Source organism: Lapidilactobacillus salsurivasis, assembly GCF_054785215.1.
Genome location: NZ_BAAABI010000003.1, coordinates 353,775 through 370,785 on the forward strand (window position 1 = coordinate 353,775; position 17,011 = coordinate 370,785).

20 protein-coding genes are annotated in these 17,011 nt (G+C 43.8%); 13 read left to right on the forward strand and 7 right to left on the reverse strand.

The window, feature by feature from the left end; all coding sequences use genetic code 11:
* Nucleotides 1-43 precede the first annotated feature (43 nt).
* Nucleotides 44-1,012 (forward strand): mannose-6-phosphate isomerase, class I, encoded by a 969-nt coding sequence (gene manA, locus ACYVSB_RS05680; RefSeq protein WP_461218728.1) that lies wholly within the window; start codon nucleotides 44-46, stop codon nucleotides 1,010-1,012.
* A gap of 365 nt (nucleotides 1,013-1,377) precedes the next feature.
* Complete coding sequence (locus tag ACYVSB_RS05685) at nucleotides 1,378-1,923, forward strand: hypothetical protein (protein WP_461218729.1); 546 nt, start codon at nucleotides 1,378-1,380, stop codon at nucleotides 1,921-1,923.
* 397 nt (nucleotides 1,924-2,320) lie between these two features.
* On the opposite strand, the gene ACYVSB_RS05690 is transcribed toward ACYVSB_RS05685, so the two are convergent.
* The 3 genes from ACYVSB_RS05690 to ACYVSB_RS05700 all read right to left on the reverse strand — a co-directional run bounded on the left by ACYVSB_RS05690 (nucleotide 2,321) and on the right by ACYVSB_RS05700 (nucleotide 4,226).
* Nucleotides 2,321-3,721 (reverse strand): ISLre2 family transposase, encoded by a 1,401-nt coding sequence (locus ACYVSB_RS05690; RefSeq protein WP_461218730.1) that lies wholly within the window; start codon nucleotides 3,719-3,721, stop codon nucleotides 2,321-2,323.
* Nucleotides 3,722-3,801: 80 nt separating this feature from the next.
* The gene (locus tag ACYVSB_RS05695) at nucleotides 3,802-3,960 is read right to left on the reverse strand and encodes a hypothetical protein (protein ID WP_461218731.1); all 159 of its coding nucleotides are present in this window, start codon (nucleotides 3,958-3,960) and stop codon (nucleotides 3,802-3,804) included.
* Nucleotides 3,961-4,052: 92 nt separating this feature from the next.
* Nucleotides 4,053-4,226 (reverse strand): hypothetical protein, encoded by a 174-nt coding sequence (locus ACYVSB_RS05700; RefSeq protein WP_461218732.1) that lies wholly within the window; start codon nucleotides 4,224-4,226, stop codon nucleotides 4,053-4,055.
* A 281-nt stretch (nucleotides 4,227-4,507) separates the two neighbouring features.
* On the opposite strand from ACYVSB_RS05700, the gene ACYVSB_RS05705 reads away from it, so the two are divergent.
* Both ACYVSB_RS05705 and ACYVSB_RS05710 read left to right on the forward strand, forming a co-directional pair.
* Nucleotides 4,508-4,834, forward strand: a complete 327-nt coding sequence (locus ACYVSB_RS05705) for a hypothetical protein (RefSeq protein WP_461218733.1) — start codon at nucleotides 4,508-4,510, stop codon at nucleotides 4,832-4,834.
* A 75-nt stretch (nucleotides 4,835-4,909) separates the two neighbouring features.
* The gene (locus ACYVSB_RS05710) at nucleotides 4,910-5,446 is read left to right on the forward strand and encodes a CvpA family protein (protein ID WP_461218734.1); all 537 of its coding nucleotides are present in this window, start codon (nucleotides 4,910-4,912) and stop codon (nucleotides 5,444-5,446) included.
* A 112-nt stretch (nucleotides 5,447-5,558) separates the two neighbouring features.
* On the opposite strand, the gene ACYVSB_RS05715 is transcribed toward ACYVSB_RS05710, so the two are convergent.
* Nucleotides 5,559-5,855: a hypothetical protein gene (locus tag ACYVSB_RS05715; RefSeq protein WP_461218735.1), complete on the reverse strand. Its 297-nt coding sequence runs from the start codon at nucleotides 5,853-5,855 to the stop codon at nucleotides 5,559-5,561.
* Nucleotides 5,856-5,858: 3 nt separating this feature from the next.
* The gene (locus tag ACYVSB_RS05720; RefSeq protein ID WP_461218736.1) at nucleotides 5,859-6,428 is read right to left on the reverse strand and encodes a hypothetical protein; all 570 of its coding nucleotides are present in this window, start codon (nucleotides 6,426-6,428) and stop codon (nucleotides 5,859-5,861) included.
* A gap of 240 nt (nucleotides 6,429-6,668) precedes the next feature.
* Here ACYVSB_RS05720 and ACYVSB_RS05725 point away from each other — a divergent pair, with 240 nt between their 5' ends.
* On the forward strand, nucleotides 6,669-7,577 hold the full coding sequence (locus tag ACYVSB_RS05725; RefSeq protein ID WP_461218737.1) for a helix-turn-helix domain-containing protein: 909 nt from the start codon (nucleotides 6,669-6,671) through the stop codon (nucleotides 7,575-7,577).
* 517 nt (nucleotides 7,578-8,094) lie between these two features.
* On the opposite strand, the gene ACYVSB_RS05730 is transcribed toward ACYVSB_RS05725, so the two are convergent.
* Complete coding sequence (locus ACYVSB_RS05730; protein WP_461218738.1) at nucleotides 8,095-8,961, reverse strand: ATP-binding cassette domain-containing protein; 867 nt, start codon at nucleotides 8,959-8,961, stop codon at nucleotides 8,095-8,097.
* 100 nt (nucleotides 8,962-9,061) lie between these two features.
* The gene (locus tag ACYVSB_RS05735; protein ID WP_461218739.1) at nucleotides 9,062-9,256 is read right to left on the reverse strand and encodes a hypothetical protein; all 195 of its coding nucleotides are present in this window, start codon (nucleotides 9,254-9,256) and stop codon (nucleotides 9,062-9,064) included.
* A 449-nt stretch (nucleotides 9,257-9,705) separates the two neighbouring features.
* On the opposite strand from ACYVSB_RS05735, the gene ACYVSB_RS05740 reads away from it, so the two are divergent.
* The 8 genes from ACYVSB_RS05740 (at nucleotide 9,706) to tcpF (ending at nucleotide 17,009) form a co-directional block, all read left to right on the forward strand.
* Nucleotides 9,706-10,020, forward strand: coding sequence for a YdcP family protein (locus tag ACYVSB_RS05740; protein ID WP_000420682.1), 315 nt, complete (start codon nucleotides 9,706-9,708; stop codon nucleotides 10,018-10,020).
* Between the two features lie 15 nt (nucleotides 10,021-10,035).
* Nucleotides 10,036-10,422, forward strand: a complete 387-nt coding sequence (locus ACYVSB_RS05745) for a YdcP family protein (RefSeq protein WP_000985015.1) — start codon at nucleotides 10,036-10,038, stop codon at nucleotides 10,420-10,422.
* Between the two features lie 28 nt (nucleotides 10,423-10,450).
* Nucleotides 10,451-11,836, forward strand: coding sequence for an FtsK/SpoIIIE domain-containing protein (locus ACYVSB_RS05750; RefSeq protein ID WP_000813488.1), 1,386 nt, complete (start codon nucleotides 10,451-10,453; stop codon nucleotides 11,834-11,836).
* A gap of 177 nt (nucleotides 11,837-12,013) precedes the next feature.
* On the forward strand, nucleotides 12,014-13,219 hold the full coding sequence (gene mobT, locus ACYVSB_RS05755) for a MobT family relaxase (protein ID WP_000398284.1): 1,206 nt from the start codon (nucleotides 12,014-12,016) through the stop codon (nucleotides 13,217-13,219).
* 42 nt (nucleotides 13,220-13,261) lie between these two features.
* Nucleotides 13,262-13,483, forward strand: a complete 222-nt coding sequence (locus ACYVSB_RS05760; protein ID WP_001009056.1) for a hypothetical protein — start codon at nucleotides 13,262-13,264, stop codon at nucleotides 13,481-13,483.
* Nucleotides 13,484-13,599: 116 nt separating this feature from the next.
* Nucleotides 13,600-14,097: an antirestriction protein ArdA gene (locus tag ACYVSB_RS05765; RefSeq protein WP_000342539.1), complete on the forward strand. Its 498-nt coding sequence runs from the start codon at nucleotides 13,600-13,602 to the stop codon at nucleotides 14,095-14,097.
* A gap of 88 nt (nucleotides 14,098-14,185) precedes the next feature.
* Nucleotides 14,186-14,578, forward strand: coding sequence for a conjugal transfer protein (locus ACYVSB_RS05770; protein WP_000723888.1), 393 nt, complete (start codon nucleotides 14,186-14,188; stop codon nucleotides 14,576-14,578).
* Entirely contained in the window at nucleotides 14,562-17,009 is a 2,448-nt protein-coding gene (gene tcpF / locus ACYVSB_RS05775) for a conjugal transfer ATPase TcpF (RefSeq protein WP_000331160.1), read from the forward strand. Before ACYVSB_RS05770 ends, tcpF begins: the two co-directional genes overlap by 17 nt.
* The last annotated feature ends 2 nt before the right edge of the window (nucleotides 17,010-17,011 follow it).

Below are 17,011 nucleotides of genomic sequence, written 5' to 3' on the forward strand. Positions count from 1 at the left end.
CGGTGTACGATTTGAAATGAAAAGATCAAGGGAGCTGAAATTAATGGAACCATTATTTTTGAAGCCATATTTTCAAGAGAAAATTTGGGGCGGCCGTAAGCTAGCCACAGACTGGGGTTATCAGATCCCCGACGGTGATATTGGCGAATGTTGGGCCATCTCCGCCCATCCCCACGGCCCAAGCACCGTGGAAAATGGCCCGTATAAAGGTTTGAATGTCGCTGAATTGTGGGATCAACATAAAGAATTATTTGGCAACGCTCCAGGTAAAGTCTTCCCGCTTTTGACAAAAATCTTGGACGCGGAAGCCAGTTTATCGGTTCAGGTCCATCCCGATGACGCTTACGCGGAGGAACACGAGCATGAATTAGGCAAGACGGAATGCTGGTACGTCTTAAGCGCGGAGCCGAACTCTTATTTGATTTACGGACATCACGCGCAAACGCGGGCGCAGCTGCAAGAAATGATCGATCAAGGCGATTGGGAACACCTTTTGCGGAAATACCCAGTTAAAACTGGCGATTTCGTTTACGTTCCCAGTGGCACGATCCACGCCTTAAATAAGGGCATCGTTGTTTTGGAAACGCAACAAAGCAGTGATACCACTTATCGGCTTTACGATTACGACCGGGTCGACGCGAAAAACGGCAAACAACGGGACCTGCATTTAAAACAATCGATCGATGTAACCACGGTACCTTCCCACGATCCTGAATTGCACATCACCGAGCAGAAATACGGCGATTCTTACGTCAAAACCTTCGTCCAAGCACCATTATCACCGTTCTTCAGTGTTTACGAATGGCGTGTTAACGGCGAATTGACCTTACACCGCGGCGCGGCGCCATACACGCTGGTTTCCGTCGTCGCCGGTTCCGGAAGTATTACCTGTGATGGTCAGACCTACGACCTGAAAAAAGGCGAACATTTCATTCTGCCTTTCCAAATCAAGGAATGGCAATTAAATGGAGATTTGCAGATCATCGCTTCTGAAGCCGGGTTGACCGAATAATCGGTTGGCCTGACTAGCAGTTGTTTAGCGCTGATTTGAATCAAAGTCCCAGCGAATCTTTGCGTTGAATCAGCGCGATCGGTTGCTGGGGCTTTTTGTATTGGAGAGCGCACCAATGAAAATTGCTTTACAAGCGGTCGGGGCAAGCAGTATGATATTTGTTGGCTTATTTTTTGGCATGGGGATCACCATGGGCTAAATCGCGGCGCTGGGCAGCGCGCGTTGATAAGGCTTACAAAAAGTTGAGACTTTAGCCCCGTGGTTAATCGCGAGTAGTGTGCTAAAGTAAAGTTAGTCGAACCACAGGCCGAAATTCACGGCCCGGGTTTAGGTAGAACTGTGATAGCAGAGAAAGGGCGAGGATAATGTCACAGCAAAGGCGCAATAAATTAGTTAAAAGAATCATGATCGGTCTCGGGATTATCTGCGGCCTGACTTTAACATTACAACCATGGCGGCAACCAAACGTGGTTGAAAGCACGGTCAATGTACCGAAAAGTGCGGCGGTAGCGCCGGGTAAAGGCTCAATTGCGGTGACGGATCAGCCGATGGATTCTGTGGTACCAGTGGTCAATGTTACCGAGAAAGTTGAAGGCTATTTATATCCCGTTGGTCAACGGATTGTGTTTATCAGTGGGGTCAAATGCCCTGATTTTCGGTCGGCGGCCGATGTTGCCAGCTTCTTCGCTGAAGGCGTGCGCTTGGATCAGCCGGATCACTTGACCGCCAACGCGAATCTCAGCGTAATCGTCTTACCGCGGTCAACCGATGTGCAAGCACACTTCGCGCCAGCAGAAGTGGTGACCAGCCACGTTCCGGGAGTGGCCAAGGTGACCACGATCACTCATTTCGATTTGACGGATACCACGACCTTACCACAGGCCGATGTGGTCAGCCTCAATCTAAAATAACAATCAGATAACATGACACAAAAAGCCACCGAGCAGAAATCTCGGTGGCTTTTTTGCCAGTATTACATCTGGAGAAGCGACGTTAGTCATCGGAGTTTGGCCTTGAACAGAAATCAAAATGGCAACTGCCAGTTCAATCAAATGGTTCGGGTGGTTTGGACAATTGCCCCGATGCAACACTGGGCTTAACGATCCGTTTGGGCAGGATCGCGACGTGCTTCTCTTCTTAAGTTCATCATAGCAAAGTCTGAAAGCGGTTGCAAAAAATGTGCTTGCGGCGATGGCGTCAAGTTAACGTGGGTTTTAGTAATAAAGATATTTGCCAGAATTATCTGAGTACTGATGGCACCACTCGGGCCGTTAGTACATACTACCTGATTTTTCTCACGTTACTGATTCAATGTGTGATTCCGTGTTGCCACTCTCGCATAAGACCATTCGCTTGGGCCACAAAATGAGCACTCGCAACTGCCGCATATTTCTCAATCTGGGTGTTATATTTTCGCCGTAGACGGTTATCGACTCTAAGATTCACTTTGACCTTTGTCTGCGCCTTTTGGCGCTCCTGTAGTCTTTCAAGCACCTTTCCGTCTTTAAGAACGAAAACACGTGTCTGTGATAAGCTATCTGTACCTTTTTGAGACCAGCCCATCGGGCGCGAACTAAAACGTATTGAGAGTAGATTGCTGACATGCCCTTCTGCGGAACATCCATGAAAACCAAGCGTATTATTTGCTTGGATTGATTTCCAATTACGACGGATTAATCTTCTCGACTCAAGTAATGCACTTCGCTCAGAAGAACGTAGGTCAGGGTCATTGAATCTTATTTTAAAATAGTCATCCAAATAAGATGAATGTCCTTGTAAAGCCCATCCCATCAACGTCTTGTGAAGATCACCACCAATACCAATAGCTGCCTTCTTACAGACTTTCTTTAAGTGAAACTTGTCGTAGACTAGCGTACAATTCGGTAAATACGCAACGCCAGACTTGATCCATTGAGCACCATCCCCAGCTAAAAAGAACTTCTTCGGATACTTCCCACCATATTGCTTTTCAATACAGTCTAGTAAGGTTTGCCATAGCTCCTCAGTTCCTTCTGCCGTCGGATATTCTCCTGTCACGAATAGTGGATTCTTCAGTGTAAACTTATTAGCACCATTCTTGATGTACCCCTCGTGAACGTAAACTAATTTTAGAAAATGATTAGTACCATCCTGGTGGGCAACGTGGTCCTCATCGGCTTCAACGTAGAGTATTTCAGGAACTGATCGTATCTCCTCTCCGATTTGATCAAGAGCAGTGATTGCGCCGTTGGCGCTATGGACAATGTTCTTGACGGTACTGGCGCTAGTAGTTACTGGACCGCCATTATGCTTAGCAGACTGGCGATAAGACATCAGAGTCGCATCAGATAATAAGGCGGCCTTAAGATCCAAACTCAACCGACTACGTTTCTCAATTCCGACGGTTTCATCCAGTAAGAAAATCAATTCATTTGTGGTCTTCTCCTCATAATAGCGACGTTCGTAAGTGACCGATCCAGCACTTGTATCCAACACACGGCTGCGTTTATCCTTAATCCGAAAATGTCGTCTTCGAAATGGTGACTCACTGATTTGTTTATCCTGTTGTGTTAGTGCTAGGCCGATCATCTCACACAGCGCTGTATTGAAAAGTTCTTGACCATTTATTACAAGATTTGCCAGATCCAATTGGCCATTAAATAGCTTTGCGACCTCAGAACCAAAAGAAGTTAACAATTCTGTGTTGATTTGTTGTAGAATAGATTTCAAGAGCGATTCCTCCTAAACTAGAGTGTTGTTAGTCCAATACTATTCTAGCATAAAGGGAATCGCTCCCTTTTTATCTTCAACTATTCCACCCACTTAAACTTTACGCCAACGCTTACGGCCAGTAGTTTGACCGCAGCTTGCGCTGCGAAATTCGGGGTGAGATCGCTGTGGGCGTCACTTTGAGCTTCGCAAAACCCGCGAATCTCAAAGCTGAGCCTTGGTCTAAGTGGCAGAGCCACTAAACGTGTTCGCCGACCTAGCTTCTTCCGCTTAGCTACGCAACTATTCCGGAGGCAAAGCCCAGCCTCCAAAATAGTTGCTAGGCTAATGCTCAGAAGCTGACCAGGTCGGCTCGCACTCTCAACAATTTTACGGCGATCTCACCCCGAATTTCTCCGCTCCAGCCGCTCAACGTTATAGCAGCCGTTTGAGCACTCACGCCAATTGACAAGCTGTTGCCAATTGATCGGGAACCACGCAAATGACGGCCGTGGTTAGTAGTCACAATCTTTGAATTGGTGACACCAGAACAGTCTGCCTGATGAACAAACCTAGTTCTCGGTGAATCAGCTGAATTGGTCGATTTCCACCTATGGATTGTTTGGGGAACGGGTTAAGCTGTTCAACCGATGCAAACTGTACCGACCAACTAATCCAAATCCGTTGGCATTGCCGTACCACCCCCAAAAGAGGGATTGTTTGACCTCTAGCTTGCAAAAGCACTTCGTCAAATTCTACCTCTTGATGGTAGATAGGCGCAATTCTGCCTAGCAACCGCCTCAGGACGTGTGGCTCAGCGGTGAGATTATTCTTAGCGATTTATCGCTTAGAATAAGGCCTGATTTTGAGACAAGCCGCGGTCTTTGCGGATTGGCTCAAAACAGTGCCCACCGCGTTCCAGCCACGACAAACGTCCTGAGGCGGTTGCGTCCCCACCAAACCCACCCACACCTGCAATCAAGCGCAGGTGTGAGAATAGGAACCGGTCAATTTCAAACGACGCCCACCACGTTCCAGTCCGCAACAGCAGTCCCAGCCGATTGCGTCCCCATCCAAACCCACCACACCCGGCAATCAAACGAAAAATTCAGAATCAGCGACTCTGCGCAGTAAAGTCCGTCTCTAGCATGATGCTTCAGCGCCAATTTCTTGCTAAACTAAGAGTATCAAATAAGGAAAGTGGCAATTATGATTCTAACAATCGCGCTAATCACCATGCTGTTATCGGCGTGGTATCGCGGCTACAAACGTGGCCTGATCAAGGAATTACTTTATAGTGTGGGAACGTTGCTGGTGTTTCTACTGGCGCTTTTTTATGATAAGCAATTGGGGAGTTTGTTGGTCAAGGTAGCGACTAATTATGACCTCAGTAATGAAATGACGGCGTTTATCGGGCAATCAGTCGGCTTTTGGGTGATCATGTTTGTCGGTCATTTGGTGATTCGCTGGATCGGGCGCTTGTCACAATCGGTCACCTGGCTCCCCGTGATCAAGCAGGCTAATGGGCTTGGTGGCGCGTTGTTGGCGGGGTTGATGATGTACTTGGGCATCTTCTTGGCCTTGGCGATCTTGAACGTGATCCAGCCAGAGTGGTACATGAACCAGTACATCAATTCACCGGTCGCCCAATTCGTCGTAGAGAAAACCCCAATCGTCAGTCAAAAAGTGATCGACTGGCTCTTCCATACCGACACAACCAGCTTCATGGATGCCCTGTCATTCTAAAAATAGAGTTCGAATTGACACGAAAGGGGAAGTTGCCATCCGCAACTTTCCCTTTTTTGCGTTCTGTTAGTATTAATGGTGTGCGACTAATGTCCGAAATCTGATTGCCCCGCTACTTTAACCAAGCTGGCGTTTGCAATTCTCTCAGTTCGTAGTAGTTAGGTTTGCTGGTCCGATTGAAAACAACCACGCATAATTTTTGGCTCGGATTCGGAAATTCATGGACTTCACCTTTGACCTTGGTATACCTGATGACCGTATCTCGGGTTGGACCCATCACGATTTCATAAGTCGGTTTATTCTGCTTGGCAATTTGTGCCCGAACAAAGTATTCTCCACCGATACCGAGAAGTATTCCTAGAAGGAGCGTTAATCCGGAAATGATGATTGTTTTCTTTTTGTTGTTCATGTCCTACTTCACCACCAATCCATAGTACTTGTTGCTTAGTGTGCAAACAGTGCTATAGTAACTTGTGACAAAACTGTTGTCCATGTTGTTGTATACGGAAATCAAGAATTTCTTAGCGGTAACCGTGCCATAATAACCCACCGCACCTTTCTTTCCTTTAGGAACTTTGAACGAATGGCCTTCTGTTATGGAAGTACTGAACCCGAGACCTGCAGTGCCTCCGTCACCATCTGAAACTGACACAGAGGCAGAGAAGGATCTACCGATTGAAATACTGACAGTTGACTCGGATGTCTGATAACCAGTAAGAACTTTCAATAGTTTGTTCTTTGTAACATGTGTTGAAACCAATTTAGAGGTCGAGTGCTGTCCGGTTGCTTCGAATGGCTGAATTCCACCGGATCCACTGTTGGCGGGGATCTTTTTGTTAAGTGTTGTATGATGATCAATGTCGGACAAGCCCAAACCGCTTGGGACTTCGTCGTTTGTACTTGCCGATACAAGCGAAGTCATTGGAATGGACGAACTGATAAGAAGAAGTAATGCAGTCAAAAATGTATATCGTTTTTCCATTATTGAACATCCTCTCTAAGTTTAATTCAATATAACGATATTACTGGGTTGATATGCGTTCTATGCGCTATTGTCCTGCTATATTCCTCCTTCTATTTGTTGTATTATGCTCAGTTCAGAGTTATACTGAATTTAAATTGATTATACCATAAAAAAATAGTAACAGCTGAAATGTCAAGGAATTGACACGGTTGGTGTATTTTTCACAGAGGGAGTTTGACGGCGATGGACCATGGGCAAATGATTCGACGATTGCGTTGTGAACGGGGGTTGACGCAGGCAATGTTGACCCAGGGAATCTGTTCGCGAACGACACTTTCGATGTTTGAGAATGGGGGGACATACTTAAGTGGTGAGATTCTCTTTCAATATTTAGATCGCCTTAATATTTTACCCAATGAATACGTGACACTGTTGTTGCAAGAGCAAGCATCGCAGGGTTGGAAGCGCATCGTGGATAAGGAGGATCAGCTGTTGAAGGTGGGACGCGCAATCGAGTTGGGGGGAGCTCGATTGGCGAGACTACGTTCTGAATACTGGTGCCATTACCAGGAAACGCGGGATGTATTTTATCTCTATCTCTTGATCAGAATTCAGGGGGCCCAGACTTTTCAAACCCGCGGGCAGGTAGTTCTTAGCCAGGAATTGCTGACCCCGGCCCAGGCTTTCCTCAATCAAATTACTGTGCCGCATTATTTCGATCTACTGCTTTATACCGGTATCCTCCACACATATTCCTTGACCGATATTCAGCACGATTACCAGAATGTCCTCAGCCATTATACGTTAGCGGATTTGCACAGCCCCGACCAAGTTCGCGCTCTTTTCGAATATTATGTGCGATTGATCAGCCTTCAAATAACTGCCGGTAATTGGTCAGGGCTGTCGAAATATCTGACCGCGTTTCGTGAGTTGCTGACTGGAGATAATCGGTTTTATGGCAGTCTATTGTTACAACTCTGGCAACAGGCCTTAGCTACAACTGTCAACTCGCCATCTAAGCCGGAAGTGACGCTGGATTTGGTGCGGCCCTTATTGACGTTGCTCGGTATTGATCCGCGAGTTGATCCCGATCTGGCCCTTGCACTGGCCAGCCAGGTTCCCGGCCACTTGAGCCAGACGCAGATCTTTCCATTGGCCGCTCGGTAGACGTGGTTTGCAGTCCTCAGTTGGGGTGGGGTTTAGCGCATGCTGATTTGATCTGTGTAGATAGCCACGAGGGTACCCAAGTGCTTAGGCTCTTCTGCTAGCCAGCTATCGATTACCACCGACTGTCAGCAGCCGGTTATGATCAACGATTTCTGGACTTCTGATTATCAGAAGTCCGCTACTATCAATGCTTTCAGCGGGAAAAGCACTGATCGACCAGTGAAGGTTAGTGCCAACCTTGGCCTTCTGCCACGTCGGCTTGATTTCACTGAGTTTATGAAGTATCTCTGTAAAAAAACGAACTCAGAAGATGAGTTCGTTTGTTGGCACCGTTATTCACGCTGTTGGAACAGGAAGATGATTTTATTTAGCGGGCTCTGGCCTCTAATAAGCTGACCCTCCCAGAAGCCGAAGTTAGCATCTCGTGATGCTTAACTGGTAGCTTGAACCAAAGCTTCTTAATTCAAGCTCCAGAGAACTGGGATCGGGACGGCAAGCATTTCTTGGAAATCACCACCTAGTCAGCTATCCCTAATTTGGTCAAATCGACAATTTCATCAAACAGTGGCCGGGTATCAGCGCGCAGATTATGGGTGACCATCACCACGGTTTTATCAGGTTGTTGCAAAATGTTCCGCTCGATCCGCAAGGCGGTGTCCGCATCCAAGGCGGAGGTGATCTCATCGAGCAATAGGATCGGTCGGTCGCTCAACAACATCCGGGCCAGCGCGATCCGCTGCATCTGCCCACCAGATAAATTAGACCCACTGTGGCGCAAGTTGGTTTCCAAACCAGCGCTGAGATCGCCTAAGAATTGATCGATCCCACAAATCTCGCAAACAGCGGTTAATTTCTCCGGCGTCACTGCCCGCCCCATGACAATGTTGTCCCGTAAACTAGCCGCGAAGATATAGGGATGTTGATCAACGTAAAGCATCTGACTTTGGATCGCGTCCTCACTGAGCTGGCGATAATCAACGCCATCAATACTCAGCTTGCCTTGGTAGTCCTCATACATGGCGAACAACAAATTCAGAATCGTCGATTTCCCATAACCGGAGGGAGCAATCAAGGCGTATTTCCGCGCCTTGTCGATCTGCAAACTGAAGTCGCGCAAAATTGGCGCCGCTTGGCCAGGATATTGGTAAGTCACCCGATCCATTTTGAGTTGCTCGTGAAAATCAGTTAGGACCGCCTGCTGCGATGTAGTGACCTCATCTGTTGAGATCTGGAATTTCTCCAAGATCGGTTTGGTCGAACGCACACCGACGATCGAGAAACTGAAGGCCGTCAAATTACCGAAAATCACGCCGCCTAAGGACGAGCAAGTAATGATACTACCGACCTTCATGAAGCCACGAAAGGCCAACCAGCCGGAAAGCACCACGATCGCCGCCTGACTAATGCTTGAGAAAATATTCCTTCAAACTCATCTTGCTATCCCCTAAACACCCCCTCGACTAGGTCATCGAGGGGGTGCTAATTTATCCGTTTATAACGGTTGAGCCTTTACTATTGCAGTTAACGACAACCCCGTTCTTCATCGGATTGATATTATGGTACACTGAGTTCGGATAGTTATTCTCAAAAATATCTGATTCAGGCGAAAAGTCATCATCCTGATCAGCGGCTTTGACAATTGATCCGGGAGTTCCAATTACGAAAATTCGTTTATTCATTTTTGTCACCTCCTTTTTTCAACATACTTAGTATACGAAGATGACGTTTCTTCTATACGCATATGCGACGTAGGATTACATTATCATAAATGAAATTCCGTCTTTTTAACTTTAAAAATAGCATAAAAATCTAGTTATCCGCATAAAAACTGGACTTATCACACTTTATCAAGGTCAAAACCACTCAATTTACTACTAATTTACTACTTATGAATGAGCTTTGATACGACGATTTATCCTTGAAAAGTGAAGATATAAAGATACTTCCAATAAAATTTGAATATTTAATAGGTAGACACTTCAAAAAATGAGGTGTCTATTTTTTTACCCGATTTTGAAAGGAAGTGAACTTATGAAAACAAAAAATCAAGAATCAAAAGGTCGTTCCCCACTCTTTAAGACCATCAAACATTCATTCAGCCAATAAAAAAGAAAGGATAGGTAAAAATATGGAACTTAAATTTGTGATTCCCAACATGGAAAAAACATTCGGCAATTTAGAATTTGCTGGCGAGGATAAAGTCGTTCAGCGAAGAATCAACGGACGGCTAACTGTCTTATCAAGAAGCTATAATCTCTATTCTGATGTTCAAAGAGCAGATGATATTGTGGTGGTGCTTCCTGCTGAAGCTGGCGAAAAACATTTCGGCTTTGAGGAACGTGTGAAGTTAGTCAATCCACGTATTACCGCAGAGGGCTACAAAATCGGCACTCGTGGTTTTACAAATTACCTTTTACATGCTGACGACATGATAAAAGAATAAAGAAAGAGAGGAAAAATGATGAGATTAGCAAATGGCATTGTATTAGATAAAGACACGACTTTTGGAGAATTGAAATTCTCTGCTCTACGTCGTGAAGTGAGAATCCAAAATGAAGACGGGTCGGTTTCAGATGAAATCAAGGAACGTACCTATGACTTAAAATCCAAAGGACAAGGACGCATGATTCAAGTAAGTATTCCTGCCAGCGTGCCTTTGAAAGAGTTTGATTATAACGCACGGGTGGAACTTATCAATCCCATTGCGGACACCGTTGCTACTGCCACCTATCAAGGAGCAGATGTTGACTGGTATATCAAGGCAGACGATATTGTGCTGACAAAGGATTCTAGTTCATTCAAAGCTCAACCACAAGCAAAGAAAGAACCGACACAAGACAAATAGTCGCTAGGTAGAAAGGAGACTTTTTCGCATGAAACAGCGTGGTAAAAGGATTCGCCCATCTGGTAAAGATTTAGTCTTTCATTTTACGATAGCGTCACTCCTGCCTGTTTTCCTGCTGGTTGTCGGACTGTTTCATGTGAAGACAATCCAGCAGATCAACTGGCAGGATTTTAACCTATCACAAGCAGATAAGATTGACATTCCCTATTTAATTATCAGTTTCAGTGTCGCAATTCTTATCTGCTTGCTGGTAGCGTTTGTATTCAAACGGGTTCGCTATGATACGGTTAAACAACTTTACCACCGTCAAAAACTGGCAAAGATGATACTTGAAAACAAGTGGTATGAATCTGAACAGGTCAAAACAGAGGGTTTCTTTAAAGATAGTGCTGGTCGTACAAAGGAAAAGATAACCTACTTCCCTAAAATGTATTATCGACTTAAAAATGGCTTGATACAGATACGGGTGGAAATCACGCTGGGAAAATATCAAGACCAACTCTTACACTTGGAAAAGAAATTAGAGAGTGGCTTGTACTGTGAGCTGACGGATAAAGAGTTAAAGGATTCCTATGTGGAATATACTTTGCTCTATGACACCATAGCCAGTCGTATTTCTATTGATGAAGTAGAAGCTAAAGATGGTAAACTTCGCTTAATGAAAAACGTATGGTGGGAATATGATAAGCTCCCTCATATGTTGATTGCTGGTGGTACAGGTGGCGGTAAAACTTACTTTATACTGACACTGATTGAAGCCTTGCTTCATACAGATTCAAAACTGTATATTCTTGACCCGAAAAATGCTGATCTTGCGGACTTAGGTTCTGTGATGGCAAATGTCTACTATAGAAAAGAAGACTTGCTTTCTTGCATTGAAACATTCTATGAAGAAATGATGAAACGTAGTGAGGAAATGAAGCAGATGAAGAACTATAAGACTGGCAAAAATTATGCTTACTTAGGTCTCCCGGCACACTTCTTAATCTTTGATGAATACGTCGCTTTCATGGAAATGCTGGGAACAAAAGAAAACACCGCAGTTATGAATAAGCTGAAACAGATTGTCATGTTAGGTCGTCAAGCTGGCTTCTTTCTAATACTGGCTTGTCAACGTCCAGACGCAAAATATTTAGGCGACGGAATCCGTGATCAGTTTAATTTCAGAGTGGCTTTAGGTCGTATGTCTGAAATGGGCTATGGCATGATGTTTGGCAGTGACGTACAAAAGGATTTCTTCTTAAAGCGAATCAAAGGTCGTGGCTATGTTGATGTAGGAACAAGTGTCATATCAGAGTTTTATACTCCCCTTGTACCAAAAGGATATGATTTCTTGGAGGAAATTAAAAAGTTATCCAACAGCAGACAGTCCACGCAGGCGACGTGCGAAGCGGAAGTCGCAGGTGTGGACTGATCTTGCTGGCTGGTGTGGCAATAGCCACGCCAGCACTTAACCCCCCGTATCTAACAGGGGGGTACAAATCGACAGGAAACAGTCAAAAAAACATTAGAAAATCCTTTGGTTACAAGGGATTTACAAAATTTCAGCGTATGTCAAATGGGCTTTAAAAGTTGACATACGCCTTTTTGATTGGAGGGATTTTTACTGAATGAACAAACTTGGTTACAGCATTTAAAAGAAAAACGCTTGGCTTATGGACTATCTCAAAACCGTTTAGCTGTTGCGACTGGTATTACAAGGCAGTATCTAAGCGATATTGAAACAGGAAAAGTCAAGCCATCAGAGGATTTACAGCAGTCCCTTTGGGAAGCTCTGGAACGCTTCAATCCCGACGCTCCCCTTGAAATGCTGTTTGATTATGTAAGAATTCGCTTTCCGACAACAGACGTACAGCAGGTGGTCGAAAACATCTTACAACTGAAACTGTCCTATTTTCTTCATGAGGACTATGGTTTCTATTCTTATTCAGAGCATTATGCTTTAGGCGACATATTCGTCCTTTGCTCCCATGAACTGGACAAAGGAGTTCTGGTGGAATTGAAAGGTCGTGGGTGCAGACAATTTGAAAGCTATCTTCTGGCACAACAAAGAAGCTGGTATGAGTTCTTTATGGACGTTTTGGTGGCTGGCGGTGTGATGAAACGCCTTGACCTTGCCATTAACGATAAGACAGGGATTTTAAATATCCCTGTACTCACTGAAAAGTGCCAACAGGAAGAATGTATCTCCGTCTTCCGCAGTTTTAAAAGCTATCGCAGTGGCGAACTGGTACGCAAAGAGGAAAAGGAATGTATGGGAAACACCCTCTATATCGGTTCATTACAAAGTGAAGTTTATTTCTGTATCTATGAAAAGGACTACGAGCAGTACAAGAAAAATGATATTCCCATTGAAGACGCAGAAGTAAAAAACCGTTTTGAGATTCGATTGAAAAATGAGCGTGCCTATTATGCAGTCCGTGATTTACTCGTCTATGACAATCCAGAGCATACCGCCTTTAAAATTATCAATCGGTATATCCGTTTTGTAGATAAAGACGATTCCAAACCTCGTTCTGATTGGAAACTGAATGAAGAATGGGCTTGGTTTATTGGGAACAATCGTGAACGATTAAAACTAACCACAAAACCAGAGCCTTACTCCTTCCAAAGGACGCTGAACTGGCTATCTCATCAAGTTGCCCCGACCTTAAAGGTTGCGATTAAACTTGATGAAATCAACCAGACGCAGGTTGTAAAAGACATTCTCGACCATGCGAAACTGACAGACCGACACAAGCAGATTTTGAAGCAACAGTCAGTAAAAGAACAGGACGTGATAACAACAAAAAAATAACTCAAATACAAATTCATTGAATATAGAGAGGAGAACATTTTTATGAATTTTGGACAAAACCTTTATAACTGGTTTCTATCAAACGCTCAATCACTGGTGCTTTTAGCAATCGTTGTGATTGGCTTGTATCTTGGCTTCAAGCGTGAGTTTAGCAAACTGATTGGCTTTTTAATTATTGCGATTATTGCGGTTGGCTTAGTCTTCAACGCTGCTGGAGTAAAAGACATTTTACTAGAGCTATTCAATCGCATTATTGGTGCTTAAATAAAACCGTTCTTTTGTGGAATATAAGTGGTTTTCTTATGTTCCGCAAAGGAATGGTACACCAAACGAAGTGCGGTAGGGATTTTTGAATCTCTACAAAGAAAGGACGTGAATATATGGACGATATGCAAGTCTATATTGCGAATTTAGGCAAATACAATGAGGGCGAATTGGTCGGTGCGTGGTTTACCTTTCCCATTGACTTTGAGGAAGTCAAAGAGAAAATCGGCTTGAATGATGAATATGAGGAATACGCCATTCATGACTACGAGTTACCCTTTACGGTTGACGAATACACTTCCATTGGCGAACTCAATCGACTATGGGAAATGGTATCGGAATTACCCGAAGAATTACAATCGGAGCTATCTGCTCTGCTCACTCATTTTTCAAGCATTGAAGAACTAAGCGAACATCAAGAGGATATTATCATTCATTCCGATTGTGATGATATGTATGACGTGGCACGCTACTACATTGAAGAAACGGGTGCTTTAGGCGAAGTACCAGCTAGTCTTCAAAACTATATTGATTATCAAGCCTATGGTCGGGATTTAGACCTTTCAGGAACGTTTATCTCAACCAATCATGGGATTTTTGAAATCGTCTATTAAATCTGTCGGTACATTACTACTGGCAGATTTTCTATTTTACGGGGTGGCTCAATCAGCTACCCCTATTTTTTATGAAAGGATTGATTACATGAAGAAAATACGAAGCTATACCAGTATCTGGTCTGTGGAAAAGGTACTGTATTCTATCAATGATTTTAGACTTCCGTTTCCCATAACCTTTACGCAAATGACATGGTTTGTCGTGTCACTCTTTGCAGTGATGATACTTGGCAACTTGCCCCCTCTTTCCATGATAGAGGGAGCATTTCTCAAATACTTTGGGATTCCTGTGGCTTTCACATGGTTTATGTCTACAAAAACTTTTGATGGTAAAAAGCCTTATGGATTTTTGAAGTCTGTCATTGCTTATGCACTGCGACCAAAGCTGACCTATGCAGGAAAAAAAGTAACGCTTGGCAGAAACCAGCCACAAGAAGCCATTACAGCAGTTAGGAGTGAATTTTATGGCATATCCAATTAAATACATTGAAAACAATCTCGTCTGGAATAAAGACGGGGAATGTTATGCTTACTATGAGCTTGTTCCTTACAATTACTCATTTCTAAGTCCAGAACAGAAAATACAAGTGCATGATTCTTTCAGACAGCTTATCGCACAAAATCGTGATGGCAAAATTCATGCTTTACAAATCAGTACAGAATCCAGCATACGTTCTGCACAAGAGCGTTCCAAAAATGAAGTCACTGGCAAGCTCAAAGCGGTTGCCTATGACAAAATCGACCAACAGACAGACGCTTTAATATCCATGATTGGCGAAAATCAAGTGAACTACCGTTTCTTTATCGGCTTTAAGTTGCTTCTCAACGATCAGGAGTTTTCTATGAAAAGTCTTACCGTTGAAGCAAAAAATGCTTTGTCTGATTTTGTCTATGATGTGAACCATAAGCTGATGGGCGATTTTGTTAGTATGAGTAATGATGAAATCCTGCGTTTTCAGAAGATGGAAAAGCTCTTAGAAAATAAAATCTCTCGTCGTTTCAAAATCCGCAGGTTAGATAAGGACGACTTCGGCTATCTGATTGAACACCTTTACGGACAGACAGGCACTGCCTATGAAGAGTATGAGTACCATCTATCAAAGAAAAAGCTGGATAATGAAACGCTGATTAAATACTATGACTTGATTAAGCCTACTCGCTGTTTGGTGGAAGAAAAACAGCGATATTTGAAAATCCAGCAGGAAGATGAAACCGTCTATGTAGCTTACTTTACCATTAACAGCATTGTCGGAGAACTGGACTTCCCGTCCTCTGAAATCTTCTACTACCAGCAACAGCAATTTACATTCCCGATTGATACGTCAATGAATGTGGAAATTGTAGCGAATCGTAAAGCCCTATCTACTGTCCGCAATAAAAAGAAAGAACTGAAAGACTTGGATAACCACGCTTGGCAAAGTGATAATGAAACCAGCTCCAATGTGGCGGAAGCTCTGGAAAGTGTGAATGAGCTGGAAACCAATTTAGACCAAAGCAAGGAATCTATGTACAAGCTGTCTTATGTGGTAAGGGTATCAGCAAATGATCTTGACGAACTCAAACGTCGTTGTAATGAAGTGAAAGATTTTTATGACGATTTAAGCGTAAAACTGGTACGACCATTTGGGGATATGCTCGGCTTACATGAAGAATTTTTACCTGCCAGCAAGCGTTATATGAATGATTATATTCAATACGTGACCTCTGATTTCCTCGCTGGTTTAGGTTTTGGTGCTACTCAAATGCTGGGGGAAAATGAGGGGATTTATGTTGGCTACAGCTTAGATACTGGACGCAATGTCTATCTGAAACCTGCTCTTGCCAGTCAAGGGGTTAAGGGTTCAGTAACCAATGCGTTAGCGTCGGCTTTTGTTGGTTCGCTGGGTGGTGGTAAATCCTTTGCGAATAACCTTATCGTCTATTATGCGGTGCTTTATGGGGCACAAGCAGTGATTGTAGACCCAAAAGCAGAACGTGGCAGATGGAAAGAAACCTTGCCAGAGATTTCCCATGAAATCAATATCGTCACTCTGACTTCTGATGAGAAAAACAAAGGCTTACTTGACCCTTATGTGATTATGAAAAATCCCAAAGATTCTGAATCACTGGCTATTGATATTCTGACATTCCTTACGGGGATTTCCTCTCGTGATGGGGAACGCTTCCCAATCCTTAGAAAAGCCATTCGTGCAGTAACCAATAGTGAAGTACGAGGGTTGATGAAAGTGATTGAGGAATTACGGGTTGAGAATACGCCACTAAGTACCAGTATAGCCGACCATATCGAAAGTTTTACAGACTATGACTTTGCACATTTATTATTCAGTAATGGTTATGTGGAGCAGTCTATCAGCTTAGAAAAACAACTGAACATTATACAGGTTGCGGACTTGGTACTTCCCGACAAGGAAACTTCCTTTGAGGAATATACCACTATGGAGCTTTTATCCGTTGCTATGCTGATTGTCATTAGTACCTTTGCTTTAGACTTTATCCATACAGACCGAAGCATTTTCAAGATTGTAGATTTAGACGAAGCATGGAGCTTTTTACAGGTAGCACAAGGAAAAACACTATCTATGAAGCTGGTTCGGGCTGGTCGTGCTATGAACGCTGGGGTATATTTCGTGACCCAAAATACAGACGACCTCTTAGATGAAAAACTGAAAAATAACCTCGGCTTAAAATTTGCATTTCGTTCCACTGACCTTAACGAGATTAAAAAGACCTTAGCCTTTTTTGGTGTAGACCCAGAGGACGAAAACAATCAGAAGCGATTGCGTGATTTGGAAAACGGGCAATGCCTTATCAGTGATTTATATGGTCGTGTCGGTGTGATACAGTTCCACCCTGTATTTGAAGAACTGCTCCATGCCTTTGATACCAGACCACCTGTGCGAAAAGAGGTGTAAAT